Origin of the sequence: Paracoccus methylarcula, assembly GCF_003007735.2 — a bacterium.
GTDB classification, from domain to species: domain Bacteria; phylum Pseudomonadota; class Alphaproteobacteria; order Rhodobacterales; family Rhodobacteraceae; genus Paracoccus; species Paracoccus methylarcula.
In genome coordinates this window covers 31344-47628 of the sequence record NZ_PXNQ02000001.1, presented here as the reverse complement: position 1 = coordinate 47628, position 16285 = coordinate 31344, and the positions used below count along the sequence as shown (strand labels likewise).

The following is a 16285-nucleotide window of genomic DNA, read 5'->3' as shown; positions in this document are numbered from 1 at the left end:
CAAAGATGATTCTACTGGCGCTCTTCAACGACACTTTCGCGCTAACAGATCAGGCGGCGCATGACGACGATCGCCATGCGCTCCCGGTTGCGCGCCTTCATTGAGACTAATAGCTTTCCGATCGCCGCAGCACCTTCGCGGTCCGATATGAACCAAGCCCAAAACCGGAAAAGCTCCTCACCGACATAAATAACTGTTAAATTTCGCCTTCACCTTTCACTCCATACTATTCCAGATGGACGCAGCGAGGCTTGGTGGACTGTTGCCCGCCACAGCACAGATCCGCTCAAACTCAACAGTCCGGCAACCATTTCGCTCAGGCTGTCAAGCAGTTCTGGGTAATTACTCCCCATCGACATCTGAACCGGTTTTTCCGTCATCAGCAAGATCATCGACCATCAGACGCGGCGTTACGAAGACCATTTCGCCGGCGCGTTCTTCGCTGGCGTCGAACCATTCGAAGCACCGAGCGATCAATCCTTCGACATCCTGCCGCAGCATGACCGCGTCGATCGGCAGGCAAGCGGCGAACGGATCCCAGTCGAAACTTGCGATCCGAGCACCTTCGAACAAGCTGGGATTGATGCGCCAGAAGGCCGCGAACCCCTCAAACGCAGAAATCGAGTTTACCAGCAATGCGCAAGGCAGCGCCTCGCCGGATCCAACAACATGTTCAAGCGCCTCATAGGCAGCCTGCGGACTATAGCCGCAGCACATCACGGTCGCGGCTTCCCCGTCCCGGCCCATCTCTATCAGCGCCTTCCGAAACCCGTCGAGTCGCAATTCGGTCGCGTATTCCTGCCTGCGCCCGCCGAGAAACATGACCGGCACATTCCCGGACAGCCCGGACAACAGGCGGCGGGTCAGCTGATACGCCCCGTTCATATTGTCCGTCACCACCGAGAATGTATCCTTTCCCGGCAAGTCGACATTCGCGCATCGAACGCCAGCCTCACGGCAGATGGCATTTATACGCGACGGGTTTTCGACGCCGGCAAGTACCAGAAGTTCGACCTCCTGCGCGATCATCGAATCCGCGATTTTATCCTCTATCCGCGGATCACGCTGGGTGCTGCCGATAATCGGGACAAGGTTTCGGTTCAGCGATTCGCGTTCGAAATTCTCGGTCAAGCCGGCAAAGAAGCGGTTGCGATGATGGGGAATCATCAGCCCGGACAGTGATGACCGGTTCAGCCGCAATGCCTGCGCCCTTTGATTCGGCCGATAACCCATAATTTTTGCCTGTTCCCTGACCCGTTCGGCGGTCTCAGGATTGATGCGATGGGCCTTCCAGCCCCCATTCATCACCAGGCTGACGGTCGCAACCGAGGTCCCCGCCGCCTGAGCCAGGTCTCTGATCGTATGCCGCTTTTTTGACTCTCGCATAAGGTTCGCGCCCTTTCTTGCAGGCAGCGCACCTTGCCATCCGACCTGGGGCGCCCCGCCACATGTCGTCACTATCACGATTTCTCGTTGACACACCAGCTAAAAGGTTTTAGCAAACTGGAAAGCTAAAACCTTTTAGCAGCCATCGGGCCCGCCACGACCGGCAGGCGCCGTCCATCACGAAGGGAGGAACAGATGATCAAATTCGGCCTTACCCGCCGCAGCCTGATCGGGGCCGCTGTCGCCAGCACGCTTCTGGCCGGGGGTGCCTTTGCGCAGGACGACCAGACGACCATCGGCGTGGTGGTGAAGATCGGCGGCATTCCATGGTTCAACGCGATGGAAGCCGGGATCAAGGAACGCGCCGAGGAACTGGGCGTGAACGCCTTCATGGTCGGGCCGACCAGTGCCGACCCCGCCTTGCAGGTCCGCGCCATAGAAGATCTGATCGCACAGGGCGTCGATGTGATCGGCGTGGTGCCGAACGATGCCGCAGTGCTGGAACCCGTGCTGGCCCGCGCCAGGGAACAGGGCATCCATGTCCTGACCCATGAATCGCCCGATCAGGAAAATGTCGACTGGAACTTCGAGCTCGCCTCGGCGCAAGGTTTTGGCGAGGCCTATGGCAAGCAGCTCGGCGAGATGCTGAACGGTCAGGGCAAATATGCCGTCTTCGTCGGTGGTCTCACCGTGCCCCTGCACAATGCCTGGGCCGACGCCGCCATCGCCTATATCGAAGCGAATTACCCCGATATGGAACCCGCAGGCGACCGCTATGGCGTGGCCGAGGATGTGGACGCCTCGCGCCGCACCGCGCTTGACCTCATGCGCGCGCATGACGACCTGAAAGGTTTCCTCGCCTTCGGCAGCCAGGGCCCGATCGGTGCGGCCCGCGCGGTCGAGGAGCGCCGCAAGGGTGGCGAGGTTCTGGTGATGGGGCCGTTCTCGCCCGGTCAAGGTCGCAGTCTCATGCATGACGGCATCCTGACCGGCGGCTATATGTGGAACCCCAAACAGGCGGGCGAGGTCTTCGTGACGCTCGGCAACATGATCGCCAATGGCGAAGCGTCGAGGCCGGGATGGAGATCGAGGGGCTGGGCGTCGTCCAGCCGGATGTCGAGAACAAGGACATCATCGTCGACCAGCTGGTCGAGATCAACGACGAGACCGTCGACGATCTTGCGGCCATGGGCCTCTGAAACAGGACGGCCCCGGGAGGGGCTGGCGCCCTCCCCGCCAGCCCCATCTCCTCATTCTCTCCAGCACAACATCGACGCCGGTTCCTCCGGGCCGCGCGAGGAGAATCCTGTCATGACCAACACCGCGACCGGCAACGGCGCCTATCTTCTGCGGCTCGAACATGTATCCAAAAGGTTTGGTGGCGTTCAGGCGCTGGATGACATCACCTTCAATATCTATCCCGGCGAGGTGCTGTGCCTTGCCGGTGAAAACGGCTGCGGAAAATCGACGCTGATCAAGACAATCAGCGGCGTGCACCGGCCCGAGGCGGGCGCGGTCATGGAATGGGACGGCACCGATATGACCGGCCTCGACCCAGCCAAGGCGCGCGCGCTGGGGATTCAGGTCATCTGGCAGGATTTGGCGCTGTTCCCGGAAATGTCGGTCGCCGAGAACATCGCCTTCGAGCGCAATCTGGGCGCCCGACCCGCATTGGTCGACAACCGCGCCATGCGGGCCGAGGCGGGGGCGATCCTCGACCGTCTGGGCGTGAACATTCCGCTTGATGCGCCTGTCCGCAGCCTCTCCATCGCCAATCGCCAGCTGGTCGCCATTGCCCGCGCTCTTGTCGCCGATGCGAGATTGGTCTTCATGGACGAACCCACCGCCAGCCTGTCGCAGAAGGAAACCGACGCGCTGATCGAGATCGTACGGCGGCTGAGCGAACAGAATATTGCCGTGGTCTTTGTCTCGCACCGGCTGAAAGAGGTGCTGGACATCTCGTCGCGCGTGACCGTGCTGCGCGATGGCCGCTATGTCGGCACTTATCCGACTAAGGGGATGACACAGGCGCGGCTGACCGAATTGATGACCGGCAGCAATTTCGACTATGCCGCTCGACCCGAAAAGACGGAGGAGCCCTCCCCGATCCTGTCGGTCGAGAACCTGTCGCGCAGCGGCGAATATGAAGATGTCAGTTTTGCCATCGCACCGGGAGAGATCGTCGGCCTGACCGGGCGGCTCGGATCCGGGCGGACGGAACTGGCGCTGTCGCTGTTCGGCATGACCCGGCCCGATGCGGGGCGCATCACCTGGCAGGGCGCGCCGTTGCGGATGCGGTCGAACCGCGACGCCATCCGCGCGGGCATCGCCTATGTGTCCGAAGACCGGCTGTCGCTGGGGTTGGTCCAGCCGCAATCCATCGCCGACAACACCGTCGTGACGGTGCTGGACCGGCTGCTGGGGGCCGGCAAGCTTCTGTCCCCGACGAAAAAACAACGCCTCGTGGATCACTGGATCCAGCGGCTTCGGGTCAAGGTCGGGGCGCCGGAAGATCCCGTCTCAACCCTGTCGGGCGGCAATCAGCAGCGCATCGTGCTGTCGAAATGGCTGGCGACCGAACCGCGGCTGCTGATCCTCGACAGCCCGACCGTCGGTGTCGATGTCGCGCCCGCGCCGGGATCTTCGCCGTCATCGACCAGCTTGCCAAAGAGGGGCTGGCGATCCTGCTGATCTCGGACGAGGCGCCGGAGGTCTATTTCAACGCGGACCGGATCCTGCACATGCGCGACGGGCGCCTGATCGAGGAATTCGTTCCCGCCCGCACCACACTCGACCATGTCGAAGAGGCCGTCCATGCCTAAGCTGCTTTCCTTTATCGGCCCCACCGAACGCTGGCTGATCATCGTCATCGCCTGCATCTGCGCGGGGCTTGCGCTGACGACGGACACGTTCTTCACCCTCGTCAACGCCTTCGATCTGCTGAACTATTCGGCGGTCAACGTCATCTTCGCGGCCGGCCTGCTTGTGGTACTGGTCGCCGGCGGAATCGACATTTCGTTCGCGGTCGGCGCCTCGGTCGTGCAATATCTGGCGGTTACGCTGCTGATGCAGATCGGCGGCGGGAACTGGGCGCTTGGCTTTATCCTGTCGGCCTTTCTCGGTTTCTGCCTGGGGGCGATCAATGCGACGCTGATCTATCGGTTCCGGCTGATCTCGATCGTGGTGACCATCGCCACCTTCAACCTGTTCTTCGGCCTGCTGATGTTCTTCTCTGGCGGGGTGTCGATCTATTTGCTGCCCGACTGGATGACGCGGCGGGTGATCCTGTTCGAACATGAAACCGCGGCCGGCTGGGCCGAGATCACGCTGCCGGTTCTGGTCATGGCCGTGGTGGTCTTGGCAACCTGGTTCCTGCTGCGCAAGCTGAGCTATGGCCGCCAGCTTTTCGCCATGGGCGACAATGTCGAAGGCGCCCGGCGTCTCGGCATCAATATCGGCGCGATGCATTACCTCGCCTATGGTTGGCTGGGAGCCTGCGCCGGGATCGCCGGGCTGATGCAGGCGCATCACGCGCAAGAGGTGGTGCCGAACGCCCTTTACGGCCGCGAACTGGAGGTGCTGGCCGCCGTCGTTCTGGGCGCGCCCGGCTGGGCGGCGGGCGCGGTACTCTGCTGGGGGCGATCCTTGGCCTCGCGCTTGTCGCCGTCACCCAGAACGGATTGAACCTGCTGGGCGTCTCGCCCTATGCGTTCCGCATGATCGTGGGGTTCATCATCCTCGTGGCGATCAGCATGTCCGGCGAAACGCTCGGCTTCCTGTCCGAGCGGCTGCGCCGCCCCCGCCCGCCCCATAACCTGACCGACGGAGCCCGCAAATGAGGGACCTTCTTGCCAAAATGACCGCGGGCGGGGCAGGTAAAGCCTCGGTTCCGGCGGCGCGCGAAAACCTTGCCCTGATCGGCGTTCTGCTGGCACTGATCGCGCTGTTTTCGGCGATCAGCGACCGCTTCCTGACCGGGGCGACCTTTTCGTCGATCGCTTATCAGCTGCCGGAAATGGGGCTGTTGACGCTGGCCATGCTGATCCCGATCCTGTCGGGTGGGCTTAACCTTGCTACCACCTTCTCGGCGAATATCTCGGGTCTCGTGCTGGCCTGGGTGCTGATATGGGGCGGCGGCGCAGAGGCCGGGCCGGGGGTGCTGCTGATAGCCATCCTGCTGGCGCTTGCCAGCGGCGCAGCCATCGGCTGGCTGCTGGGGGCGGTGGTCGCCTATACCGGCGCGCATCCCATCCTCGCCTCGCTGGCGATGATGATCTTCCTGCGCGGGCTGGGCGAATTCCTGACCCGTGGCGGCAGCATCTCGGGCTTTCCGCCGGAACTGGTCTGGCTGGGTCAGGGCCAGATCGCCGGCATCCCGGTCCCATTGCTGATCTTCGCGATTTGTGCCCTGATCTGGACGGTGATCCTGAACCGGACCCGACTTGGGTTCTGCATCTACCAGATCGGCTCGAACACCGAGGCGACGCGCTATTCCGGCATCAACACCAAATGGGCGCTGACCATGGTTTATGTGCTGTCGGGCATCATGTGCGCTGTGGCCGGCATCGTGATGGCCAGCCGCTTCAACTCGGTCCGGGTGGGCCATGGCGAGGCTTATCTGCTGATCACCGTTCTGGCCTGCTTTCTGGGCCGGGTGGACCCGTTCGGCGGTTTCGGCCGCGTCGCGCCGGTAATCCTCGCGCTTGTGATCCTGCAGGTGATCGGCTCGGGCCTGAACCTGCTGGGCACAAATCAGCATCTCGCGACCGCGCTTTGGGGCGGCATTCTCATCATGGTGATGGTGGCCCGCTTCGTCTGGAGCAGGTTCGCGATCCGGATCGGACGCACCTGATCCCTTCCCTCTCATGACAAGGAACAGAAATATGAGTGTCAGCGGCTTTGGTGTGCATACCGCGATGTGGGCGATGGAATGGAACCGCGAGGCGGCGGAATTCGCCATCCCCGAGGCAGTGAAATACGACATCGATTTTCTCGAAATCACCATGCTGGATCCAGAGCATCTCGACATCGCCCATACGCGCGGCCTGCTGGAAAAGCATGAGGTTGATTGCGTCGCCTCGCTGGGGCTGCCGTTGGACAAGCTGCCCACCAATAACCCCGAGGGGGCGCTGGATTTCCTGAAAAAGGCGCTGGATGTCACCGAGGCGATCGGAGCAAAGGCGTTGAGTGGGGTGATCTATGGCGGTATCGGCCAGCGGACCGGGACCCGCCCGACCGAGGAAGAATACGACATGACCGCCCGCGTCGTCGAAAAGGCCGCCGCCTATGCGCGCACGAAGGGGCTGGATTACGGGCTGGAGGCCGTGAACCGCTATGAAAATCACCTGCTGAATTCGGCCGATCAGGCGGTGCGGCTGTGCGAAAGGATCGGGGCGGACAATATCTTTGTCCATCTCGACACCTATCACATGAATATCGAAGAAAAGGGGCTGGCGAACGGCATCCTGCGCGCGCGCGAACATCTGAAATACATCCATCTCTCGGCCTCGGATCGCGGCACACCGGGCATGGACACGATCCAGTGGGATGAGGTTTTCAGCGCGTTGGCGGCCATTCAGTTCAAGGGTGGTATGGCGATGGAAAGCTTCATCACCGTCCCACCGCAGATCGCCGCAGGCCTGTCGGTCTGGCGCGAGGTTGCGCCCTCGCGTGAAGAGGTGCTCACCGATGGCCTGAGCTTTCTGAAGATGAAGGCAAGGCAATACGGCCTGATCTGATGACAGATCGGGGGACAATTGTGGCAAGCGTTGTGCCTGTAGCGTGGCCGGCGCTTGTCACTTATCGCTGCACAGCAAAGCCCGGTCACATGCCGTGTCGGCGCGTTCGAAGGAACATCGATCCACCAGCAGGGATAGTCCCTATAATTTTTAAAACCAGCGCCTTACGTGATTCGCGCTGACCTGCCCCTGAGTTTTCATCCAGCGACACCTGGAGTCCGGTTGCCATTTACGCCAATCGGCGTGGGTTGGCCGACAAGGACCTCAACCTGCCGCAACTTGGTGACAATTTCTTCGGGCTTGTAACGCTTGTTCGCCATCTCTGGTCCTCCGCTTTCCTAAACATAACGGTGGACCAATCCAGTAGGGAAGCATCGGTCCCGGGACGCACGCACCATCAGCTTGCCTAAGGCGAGAAGCCATCCCCTCTCCGCACCTGGAATCTCAAGAATTTTTTGTGCCTATCGGCGTCGAAACAATGTGCCCAAGACCAGCCGCAATCTATTCTGCTGTGTCATGAACTGAGACTGTCGGCTCAATGGCTTCCGCCCCCACGATTTCCGCCCAAACCTCGAACCCATGCTGAAACGCGACGATGCCAGCTTCCGGCAAAACGATCTCTATGGCCTCAAGAATCTCTATCGGCGAAACACCCAGATCCAGAGCCACACGTATATGGCTTGCGATTTGCCCCTTGGGTGCGCGTAGAGCGGTCAGGCTATTGACAAAAATCAACTCTTTCGTAGCCCTGCTCAGATGACGCTGATCCGTATAGGCTGCGGCCACAAGGTTGTTTGCGGCCTTCAGCACCGGCAGATCGGCATTTGCCATCAGCTTGTGATATGGCAGCACATATCCGCGGGCTTGGGCAATCTTGTCGATATATTCCTGTGCTTCTTCTCGATCCTGGCTGGAGCCGACTTCCGGAATGTCAGACATGGGATATCCCTTCTCGGGTTGGTGATGTGATTGGAAAATGGCGGTCGATATTCTTCTGCACATCCATGACAAAATGTCGTGTCCATGCGATCTCGGGCAGTTTTTATCCGCAGGGCCAGTATCCAGAGCATAATTTCTGCCCTCAGACAGATAGGCAGCAATATTTGAGCTCGACATAGTCCTCAATACCATGACGCGATCCCTCACGCCCAAGGCCGGATTGCTTGATCCCGCCAAAAGGCGCGACCTCTGTCGAAATCAGCCCGGTATTGACTCCCACCATGCCGTATTCGAGCCCTTCCATCATTCGCCAGATACGAGACAGATCCCGGCTATAGAAATAGGACGCCAGTCCGAATTCCGTGTCATTCGCCGCAGCCAGCACCTCTTCCTCGGTAGAGAAGCGAAACACCGGAGCGAGAGGGCCGAAAGTTTCCTCGCGGGCAACCATCATATCGGTGGTAACATCTCGCAGCACGGTGGGTTGAAAGAAGGTTCCACCAAGTGCATGCGGGTTACCGCCAGTAATTGCCTTTGCGCCCTTGGACACGGCATCAGCGATATGATGGCAAACCTTGTCCATGGCGGTATCGCTGATGAGCGGCCCAATCGCGGTGCCTTCGGCAAAACCGTCACCAACCGAAAGCGCCCCCACTGCGGCAGCCAACCTGTCGATGAAGGCTTCGTAGATCGTGTCCTGCACGTAAATCCGGTTGGTGCAGACGCAGGTCTGGCCGGCATTGCGGAACTTGGACAGGATCGCTCCCTCAACTGCCGCATCCAAATCCGCATCGTCAAACACGATGAATGGCGCATTCCCGCCCAGTTCCAGGGAAAGCTTCTTGATCTGATCCGCCCCCTGACGCATCAGAATGCGGCCGACATTTGTCGAGCCGGTAAAACTGATCTTGCGCACCGAGGGGTTTTCGCTGAACTCCAATCCGATACCGGCGCTGTCCGTTGCGGGTAATACCGAAAGAATGCCGGAAGGAAGCCCGGCTTCCTGTCCAAGCTTGGCCAGTGCCAGTGCCGAAAGCGGCGTCTCTGCTGCCGGTTTCACCACCATGGCACAACCTGCGGCCAAAGCGGGCGCAGCCTTTCGGGCTATCATGGCATTTGGAAAGTTCCAGGGTGTGATGGCCCCGACAACGCCAACTGGCTGCCTGATAACCATGATGCGCTTGTCACGCTGGTGTCCGGGGATTGTTTCACCGTAAACGCGCTTTGCCTCCTCCGCGAACCATTCGATGAAGTTGGCGCCGTAAAGAACTTCGCCCTTGGCTTCAGGCAGGGGCTTTCCCATCTCTGCAGTCAGAATTGCCGCGAGATCGTCGGCGTGAGCAATCAACAGATCGAACCAGCGGCGCAAAATGTCTGCCCGCTCCTTGCCGGTCCGAGCGGCCCATTCCTTTTGTGCCGCAGCGGCCACGTCAATTGCATGCCGAGCATGCTCCCTGGTGCAATCGGCCACATCCGCTAGCACCTCTCCGGTCGAAGGATTCGTTACGGCAAAGCGATTTGACAAGCTGATCCATTCGCCTGCGATAAAGGCGTCATCGATCAGCAGATCGGCACGGGACAGGTGCAGCATTTGCTTTCTCCGGAAGGCATGAAACAAGGGCGGAAGCGATCCGCCCTTGCATGTCGTTTTCAAAGTGTTTCAACCACGCAGATCGTCATCAAGCACCGTACCATCCGGGGCAAAACCACCATGAGCGATCTCGGCACGCGGATCTTCCATCAATGATTTCAGAACCCCGACGGCCATAAGCACAACGAGGATCGATGTTGGCAAAGCTGCGGCAATGGATGCCGTTTGCAACGCTCCCAATCCGCCGGCCATCAGCAGTACGGCAGCGACAAGTGCCTGCGCCCCTCCCCAGATGATGCGGTACCGCTTTGGCGGATGCGGATTGCCCATGGAAAGTATCGTCGTCACAACGAGCGTTCCGGAATCCGAGCTGGTGATGAACCATGTTGCCAGCAGGAAGGTCGCAAGCGCGGATATGATCCATGTCAGGGCTCCTCCGCCCGCCAGCCCATCGATGGTCCCGAACAGCGTGCCACCCAGGTTCCAGTTGTTGACCATCTCGATCAACCCGGCAGAACCGACGCCATCTACCGCATTCATCTCGATATGCAGCGCGTTGCCGCCGAAGATCGATATCCAGATGAAGGCCATCGCGGTTGGGACCAGCATAGCGCCGAACATGAACTCGCGGATGGTACGCCCCTTCGAGATCCGGGCGATGAACATGCCGACGAAAGGCGCCCAGCTCAGCCACCATCCCCAGTAGAAGATGGTCCAGCCCCCCTGCCATGCGACATCGCCGGGCTCGGAAGCGGTCCAGAACCCCATCGGCACGAAATGCGTCACATAGGCTCCTAGAGAGTTCAGGAAGAACCCGACAAGCCATTGCGTGGGTCCTGCGAACAGGAAGAACAGGATCAGCACGATGGTCAGGATGATGTTCCATTCCGACAGGATCTTGACGCCACGACCGATGCCGGACACCGCGCTCAGGGTGGCCACGACGGAAACTCCCAGGACCAGCAGGACCTGTGTCAGGATTCCCGAATCGACACCAAACAGCACGTTCATGCCCTGCGCCATCTGGGTTGCACCCAGGCCCAGAGAGGTCGCGATACCGAAAACGGTGCCGAAAATCGCCAGCAGATCCACCGCATGTCCGGCCGGGCCATAGATCCGGTCTCCAAGGATCGGGTAGAGCGCAGAGCGGAAGGTCAGCGGCAGTTTCTTGCGAAAGGCGAAGTAGCCCAGACACAGCCCGGTGATCGTATAGATCGCCCAGCCATGCAGACCCCAGTGGAAATTGGTTACCCTTACCGCGTCAACCGCGCGCTCGGGTGTCAGCCCGGTATGGCCAAGCCTGTCCGCGAAGGGATTGTTGGGATAGCCCCAACCTGCCGAATTGTCGAAATAGAACAGTGGCTCGGCCACGCCGAAGAACATGATGCCGATCGACACCGAGGCGGAAAACAGCATCGCGAACCATGAAAAATTGCTGAACTCGGGGCGGCTGTCGTCATCGCCCAGCCGGATCGAGCCAAAGCGGCTGAACATCAGGAACAGGCAGACGAAGAACAGCACGACAACCGAACTGATATAATACCAACTTAGCGCGCTCTCGACCCAGGAGCGGATCGAGCCGTAAAGCTTTCCCGCCAGTTCGACATTGAGGACGGTGAAAACGACGAATGCCGCGACCATCGCCTTGGATGCGATGCTCATGCCATTGTGCAAGCCTTTGAAGGGTCCCTTGTCCGAAACCATCCGGTCTTCGGGCGGAGCCCCGGTGTCCTGTGCCATTTCTTGTCTCCCTGTTATGGGACCGGGCACGGTGCGGGAGGCGCCGGACCACGGCCGTGGACGCGGTGAGGTTCAGCGCATGATGAATGGATCCGGGATCGGCTCGTCGCTGGTCCGCAGCCAGACGGATTTGACGCGGGTGTAATCGAGTGCCGCCTGCAAACCACCTTCGCGGCCATGCCCGGACAGGCCGTGCCCACCGAAGGGGACGATGGGACTTACTGCGCGATAGGTGTTGACCCAGACGATACCTGCGCGAATGCCCCGGATCATCCGATGCGCGCGGGCCAGATCGCGGGTGAATAAACCCGAGGCCAGCCCGAATTCGGTGTTGTTGGCAATCTCGAGCGCCTCGGCCTCGGTATCGAATCCGAGAACCGAGAGAATGGGCGCAAAGAACTCGCAGGTCACGGCGGGCGTTTCGGGGGCATCCGAGCAATCCAGAATCGTCGGCGGGAAATAAAATCCCTCGCCCTCCGATACCACCCCACCGGCCACGATCCGGGCACCTTGCCTCACCGATGCCGCGATCAGTTCCGCAGCATGATCGCGTTGACGCTGCGTGCAAAGCGGGCCGATCTCGGTCGCCATATCATCCGGCGCACCGATCACGATCTTTTCAGCTTTTTCCTTCAACCGGGCCAGGAATTCTTCCTTGATCGAATTCTGCACCACGAGGCGCGACCCCGCGACACAGCTTTGCCCGGTCGCCGCGAAGATGCCCGCGATCTGGGCGTTCACGGCGCTTTCCAGATCGGCATCCTCGAAGACGATGAAGGGCGACTTCCCGCCCAGTTCCAGCGAGGTCGAAGCAAGGTTTTCCGCCGAATTTCTCACGATATGGCGGGCGGTCGAGGGTCCGCCGGTAAAGGCGACATGGTTCACCTTGGGATGACTGGTCAGCACCGAACCACATTGATCACCGAAGCCGGTGATGACATTGAGCACCCCCTTGGGAAATCCCGCCTGATCGAAGATGCGGGCAAATTCCAGCATTGGCGCTGGAGCGTCCTCCGAGGCTTTCAGCACCACGGTGCATCCCGCGGCCAATGCCGGGCCGATCTTCACGGCGGAAAGAAATAGCTGCGAATTCCACGGCACAATGGCGGCAACAACACCAATCGGTTCGCGGCGCAGCCAGACCTCCATGTCGGGTTTGTCCACGGGCAGATGCGCCCCTTCGATCTTGTCGGCGAGACCGGCATAATAGCGGTAATATTCCGCGACATAAGCAATCTGGGCACTGGTCTCGCGAATGATCTTGCCGGTGTCGCGGGTTTCAAGCTCTGCCAGTCGCCCGGCATTCTCGGCCACCAGTTCCGCCAGACGATACAGCAACCTGCCACGCTGACTTGCCGCCATTCCCGACCATTCGGGTGAGAACAGGGCATGCTCCGCCGCCTCGACCGCGCGGTTCACGTCATCAACACGGGCCTCCGGCATCAGCGCCCACGGGCGCCCTGTCGCGGGATCAATGCTTTCGAACTGGGCGCCGCCGCCGGAAAACTCGCCGCCGATATACTGCTGGAATTTCTGCATTTCGACCTCCTATCGAAAAGCTGGCATCACCTCGGCGATGAAGCGTTCAAGCGATGCCTTCTTGCGTTCGAAGGACATGCCGGAATCGATCCAGAACGCATATTCGTCATAACCGAGCGCCTCGTAGCCCTTGAGCCGTTCGATGACCTGATCGGGTTGACCTATCACCAGGTCGCGTTCCATCGCGTCAGGCGTATAAAAGGGATGCGCCGCGATCTCGTCGTCCGACAGGGGCGCGATCAGGCCCTGGCTGGTGTCACGCTTGTTCATGAACCAGGCACCGAAATAGCAATAGAAACGGTTGAGCTCCTCGGCGGCTCTCTGCACATCCGCCTCGCTATCGGCAACGTAAGTATGCAGCAAAAGCATGATCCTCGGGCGGGGACGGTCAGCAAATTTCGCGCAAGCCTCGTTGAACTTGTCCATCAGTTCGGTGATTTCCCCGTCGCCTCTCCACAGCGGCGTGACCTGCACGTTGCAGCCTTGCGAGACGGCGAATTCGTGGCTGTTGGGATCGCGGGCAGCCACCCAGATCGGCGGGCCATCCGGCTGCACCGGCTGCGGCGAGGAGGTGGTCTTGGGGAATGAATGGAACTCCCCCTCCTGAGCGTGATCACCTTTCCACAAGGCCTTCACCGCCGGAACCAGCTCCCGCATACGCTGCCCGGCCTCCCACGCGTCCATGCCGGGCATCAGGCGTTCGTATTCGAAGGTATAGGCACCACGGGCGATGCCCAGTTCCAGCCGTCCGCCGGTGAGGATGTCGGTCATCGCCGCCTCGCCCGCCAGCCGGATCGGGTGCCAGAAGGGCGCGATCACCGTGCCGGTGCCAAGGCGGACGTTATTCGTGCGCCGCGCGAGATCGACCAGGTTCAGCATCGGGTTCGGCGCAATGGTGAAATTCATCGCGTGATGCTCGCCCGTCCAGATCGCATGCATGCCACCCTCATCTGCGATCCTGCACAGTTCGATGAATTCCTCGTAGAGTTGCCGCTGATCCTGTTCGGGCGAGATACGTTCCATATGCGCGAAAAGGGAAAACTTCATTGCGATCCACTCCCTGCGGCGATGGGACGAATCTTGCCGCTGACCTGATTTCCGTAATAGACGCCGAAATTGCCGATCCGGCTTTCCGCCGCGAAACGCTCCAACATGGTGCGCATGGCCGGGTCCTCGATTTTCGCCAGCACCGAGGGGACCAGTGCCTTGAAGACCCCGTGCCTGGATACGGGCCCGGCTGCCTGACACAGGAAGGAAATGTGCTGGCAGCCCGCATCGTCGTCTTCATAGACGGCATAGATGAAACCCGGCTCGATCCCTGCACCATGTTCCGCGATCAGTTGCGCCAGGGCCGCTGAAACGCCCTCCTTGCCGACCCTGGCCACCGGCAGGGCAAGACTATCGTCGTCATTCGGGACCAGAAGCACCTCCCCCTGATGCTCGATCAGGGCAGACACCATCAGATCCGCCCGCGACGCCAATGCCCGCGCTTCCATCGCCGGGGTGACATAAGCCCCGCGCGCATAACCCAATCCGGGCGCGGGGGAATCGTCGAAAGCTTCGACCTTGCCGATGAGGATGACATGATCACCCGCTTCGACAAGCTTGTGCCGGGAGCAGTCGAACCACGCCGACACGTCGTCGAGAACCGGTGCGCCAAAGGGGCCATCGCGCCAGGTTACGGCCTCGAAACGATCCTCGACCGGGCGGGCAAAGGTATTGGAAATGTGTTTTTGCCCCTCCGAGAGGACATTGACCGCAAAGCCCGGCGTTTCGGCGAAAACCGCCCGGTTGCGCGAAGAGTTCGCCAGGCAAACCAGCACCAGTGGTGGATCGAGCGACACCGAGGTAAAGGAATTCGCAGTAAACCCTACCGGTTTCCCCTCGGGATCCCTGGTCGTGACAACGGTTACACCGGTCATGAAGGTTCCAAAGGCGTTGCGCAGCGCGCGCGGATCGATTGCGCTCATGTCATCTCCTCCTGTGTCGCCGACCTGTTCAACCAGTGCAGCAATTCGCGATTGACCTCTTCCGCAGCGGTGAGGTTGATCATGTGCCGATGCCCTTTCAGGACCACGGCCCGCCCATATTGCGCGGCGGCGGCCATGGATCGGGACATCTCGGGAGTCGAATTCGGATCGCCTTCGCCGGTCATGGCCAGCAGCGGACAAGCGATGTCTCCGAACCTGTCGGCATAGGTCCGGTCTCCGCAAGCGAAGGCCGCATAGGCTGTCGCATAGCCTTGCAGATCGACCGCCCGCAACCAGTGGGAGACTTTTTCACGCACTGGGCGATCAGCCGCGTCGTCTCCGAACCAGCGGGCCAGTGGCGCCTCCATATCCACCACCCCCGCCCGTATCTCGGCGGCACGCGCTTCGACGGCGGCACGGGCAGATGCGTCACGCCGGAAAACTCCGTTCAACAGTGCCACCCGGACAACCATCTTCTGATGCGTAACTGTATAACCGGCTGCGATCAGCGCCCCCATGGAATGCCCGGCAAGGCTGACCGGTCCCAGATCGAGCGCCGTCAGCGCAACGTGCAGCCAATCCACGAAATCCGGCAAAGCGGCAACCCCGCGCAAACGCCCGCTGCCTCCATGCCCCGGCATATCCAGTGCGATCACGCGATACCTGTCCGACAGGGCGGCAATCTGCGGCTCCCACGCCGCCGATTGCATCCCGACCCCGTGGATCAGCACCACTGGCGCTCCTTGCCCGGCCTCGCGCCAGGAAAGCCGGCCGTATGAATCAGACAGATGCAGGGTTTTCGACATCGTGACCCAGCTCCTTCAGATCCTGATAACGGTCGCCGATCCGGTGATGCGGCCGCCCGCCCACTGATGCGCCAAGGGCAACCACGATCTCATCCGGTCCGGGAGCATCCGCCACCGAAAGCTGGATCGTCAGGTAATGGCTGCGACGGCCGCCATCGTTCTTGTCCATCAGCGGGATTTGCAGCGGAGCATTCGCTGGACCACGCGTATTGGTGAAGGCAAGGTAGGATTTCGCCCCGACCGCCTCGCGATAGTGATTGCCGAAACGCAGCGTATGGATCAGCGCGGAGGCATGCTCCACCTCGCCATTCACACCGACTATGGCCGATTTTCCATATCCCTCGACCTTCTCTCCACCACCGGCGGTCCCGAGGATCATGCCAGTCAGCAATTCGCCCAGCCCCGGAGCACAATCAAGGATCCCGGGCCGAAGGTCCTCGACAAAGCCCTGCCCCGCCCACGGGTTCTCGATGACGGCGATAGCGCGATCATCTTCAGCGGTACCGGCGCGGTCTTGCCACCTTCGATCAGGGTCTCTTCGACATGCAGCAGCGTTTTACGGATCCTGGCGGACAT

Annotated in this window: 13 protein-coding genes and 1 pseudogene; 5 read left to right on the top strand and 9 right to left on the bottom strand. The window is 60.7% G+C overall.

Annotated features, from left to right (window positions below; genetic code table 11):
• Nucleotides 1-342 precede the first annotated feature (342 nt).
• On the bottom strand, nt 343-1458 hold the full coding sequence (locus A7A09_RS00230) for a LacI family DNA-binding transcriptional regulator (protein WP_211340998.1): 1116 nt from the start codon (nt 1456-1458) through the stop codon (nt 343-345).
• Between the two features lie 123 nt (nt 1459-1581).
• Here A7A09_RS00230 and A7A09_RS21225 point away from each other — a divergent pair, with 123 nt between their 5' ends.
• The 5 genes from A7A09_RS21225 to A7A09_RS00205 all read left to right on the top strand — a co-directional run bounded on the left by A7A09_RS21225 (nt 1582) and on the right by A7A09_RS00205 (nt 7124).
• Nucleotides 1582-4077: a substrate-binding domain-containing protein gene (locus tag A7A09_RS21225; RefSeq protein ID WP_245999044.1), complete on the top strand. Its 2496-nt coding sequence runs from the start codon at nt 1582-1584 to the stop codon at nt 4075-4077.
• Between the two features lie 123 nt (nt 4078-4200).
• Complete coding sequence (locus tag A7A09_RS00215; protein WP_245999043.1) at nt 4201-5070, top strand: ABC transporter permease; 870 nt, start codon at nt 4201-4203, stop codon at nt 5068-5070.
• Nucleotides 5067-5225 (top strand): hypothetical protein, encoded by a 159-nt coding sequence (locus A7A09_RS21220; protein WP_245999042.1) that lies wholly within the window; start codon nt 5067-5069, stop codon nt 5223-5225. The genes A7A09_RS00215 and A7A09_RS21220 overlap by 4 nt, the downstream gene beginning before the upstream one ends.
• Nucleotides 5222-6238 (top strand): ABC transporter permease, encoded by a 1017-nt coding sequence (locus A7A09_RS00210; protein WP_106689272.1) that lies wholly within the window; start codon nt 5222-5224, stop codon nt 6236-6238. Before A7A09_RS21220 ends, A7A09_RS00210 begins: the two co-directional genes overlap by 4 nt.
• Before the next feature lie 31 nt (nt 6239-6269).
• Nucleotides 6270-7124 carry a sugar phosphate isomerase/epimerase family protein gene (locus tag A7A09_RS00205; RefSeq protein ID WP_106689271.1) on the top strand — a complete coding sequence of 285 codons (855 nt, stop codon included), beginning with the start codon at nt 6270-6272 and terminating at the stop codon, nt 7122-7124.
• 501 nt (nt 7125-7625) lie between these two features.
• Here A7A09_RS00205 and A7A09_RS00200 read toward each other — a convergent pair.
• The 8 genes and pseudogenes from A7A09_RS00200 to A7A09_RS00165 all read right to left on the bottom strand — a co-directional run bounded on the left by A7A09_RS00200 (nt 7626) and on the right by A7A09_RS00165 (nt 16285).
• Nucleotides 7626-8063, bottom strand: a complete 438-nt coding sequence (locus A7A09_RS00200; RefSeq protein WP_106689270.1) for a carboxymuconolactone decarboxylase family protein — start codon at nt 8061-8063, stop codon at nt 7626-7628.
• 142 nt (nt 8064-8205) lie between these two features.
• Nucleotides 8206-9654 (bottom strand): NAD-dependent succinate-semialdehyde dehydrogenase, encoded by a 1449-nt coding sequence (locus A7A09_RS00195; protein WP_106689269.1) that lies wholly within the window; start codon nt 9652-9654, stop codon nt 8206-8208.
• Nucleotides 9655-9723: 69 nt separating this feature from the next.
• Entirely contained in the window at nt 9724-11394 is a 1671-nt protein-coding gene (locus tag A7A09_RS00190) for a BCCT family transporter (RefSeq protein ID WP_245999041.1), read from the bottom strand.
• Between the two features lie 72 nt (nt 11395-11466).
• Nucleotides 11467-12933 (bottom strand): aldehyde dehydrogenase, encoded by a 1467-nt coding sequence (locus A7A09_RS00185; RefSeq protein WP_106689267.1) that lies wholly within the window; start codon nt 12931-12933, stop codon nt 11467-11469.
• A gap of 9 nt (nt 12934-12942) precedes the next feature.
• Entirely contained in the window at nt 12943-13980 is a 1038-nt protein-coding gene (locus tag A7A09_RS00180; protein ID WP_106689266.1) for an LLM class flavin-dependent oxidoreductase, read from the bottom strand.
• A complete protein-coding gene (locus A7A09_RS00175; protein WP_106689265.1) occupies nt 13977-14903 on the bottom strand; it encodes a flavin reductase family protein in 927 nt (308 codons plus the stop codon). Before A7A09_RS00175 ends, A7A09_RS00180 begins: the two co-directional genes overlap by 4 nt.
• Entirely contained in the window at nt 14900-15709 is an 810-nt protein-coding gene (locus A7A09_RS00170; protein WP_106689264.1) for an alpha/beta fold hydrolase, read from the bottom strand. The genes A7A09_RS00175 and A7A09_RS00170 overlap by 4 nt, the downstream gene beginning before the upstream one ends.
• Nucleotides 15684-16285, bottom strand: a pseudogene (locus tag A7A09_RS00165) (amino acid synthesis family protein). The gene A7A09_RS00170 and the pseudogene A7A09_RS00165 overlap by 26 nt, the downstream one beginning before the upstream one ends.

What these genes read in the sequence shown, in the direction of transcription:
- A7A09_RS00205 (WP_106689271.1), top strand. Translation starts at nt 6,270, where the DNA reads ATGAGTGTCAGCGGCTTTGGTGTGCATACCGCGATGTGGGCGATGGAA.
- A7A09_RS00210 (WP_106689272.1), top strand. Translation starts at nt 5,222, where the DNA reads ATGAGGGACCTTCTTGCCAAAATGACCGCGGGCGGGGCAGGTAAAGCC.
- A7A09_RS00190 (WP_245999041.1), bottom strand. Translation starts at nt 11,394, where the DNA reads ATGGCACAGGACACCGGGGCTCCGCCCGAAGACCGGATGGTTTCGGAC.
- A7A09_RS00215 (WP_245999043.1), top strand. Translation starts at nt 4,201, where the DNA reads ATGCCTAAGCTGCTTTCCTTTATCGGCCCCACCGAACGCTGGCTGATC.
- A7A09_RS00180 (WP_106689266.1), bottom strand. Translation starts at nt 13,980, where the DNA reads ATGAAGTTTTCCCTTTTCGCGCATATGGAACGTATCTCGCCCGAACAG.
- A7A09_RS00200 (WP_106689270.1), bottom strand. Translation starts at nt 8,063, where the DNA reads ATGTCTGACATTCCGGAAGTCGGCTCCAGCCAGGATCGAGAAGAAGCA.
- A7A09_RS00195 (WP_106689269.1), bottom strand. Translation starts at nt 9,654, where the DNA reads ATGCTGCACCTGTCCCGTGCCGATCTGCTGATCGATGACGCCTTTATC.
- A7A09_RS21225 (WP_245999044.1), top strand. Translation starts at nt 1,582, where the DNA reads ATGATCAAATTCGGCCTTACCCGCCGCAGCCTGATCGGGGCCGCTGTC.
- A7A09_RS00185 (WP_106689267.1), bottom strand. Translation starts at nt 12,933, where the DNA reads ATGCAGAAATTCCAGCAGTATATCGGCGGCGAGTTTTCCGGCGGCGGC.
- A7A09_RS00170 (WP_106689264.1), bottom strand. Translation starts at nt 15,709, where the DNA reads ATGTCGAAAACCCTGCATCTGTCTGATTCATACGGCCGGCTTTCCTGG.
- A7A09_RS00175 (WP_106689265.1), bottom strand. Translation starts at nt 14,903, where the DNA reads ATGAGCGCAATCGATCCGCGCGCGCTGCGCAACGCCTTTGGAACCTTC.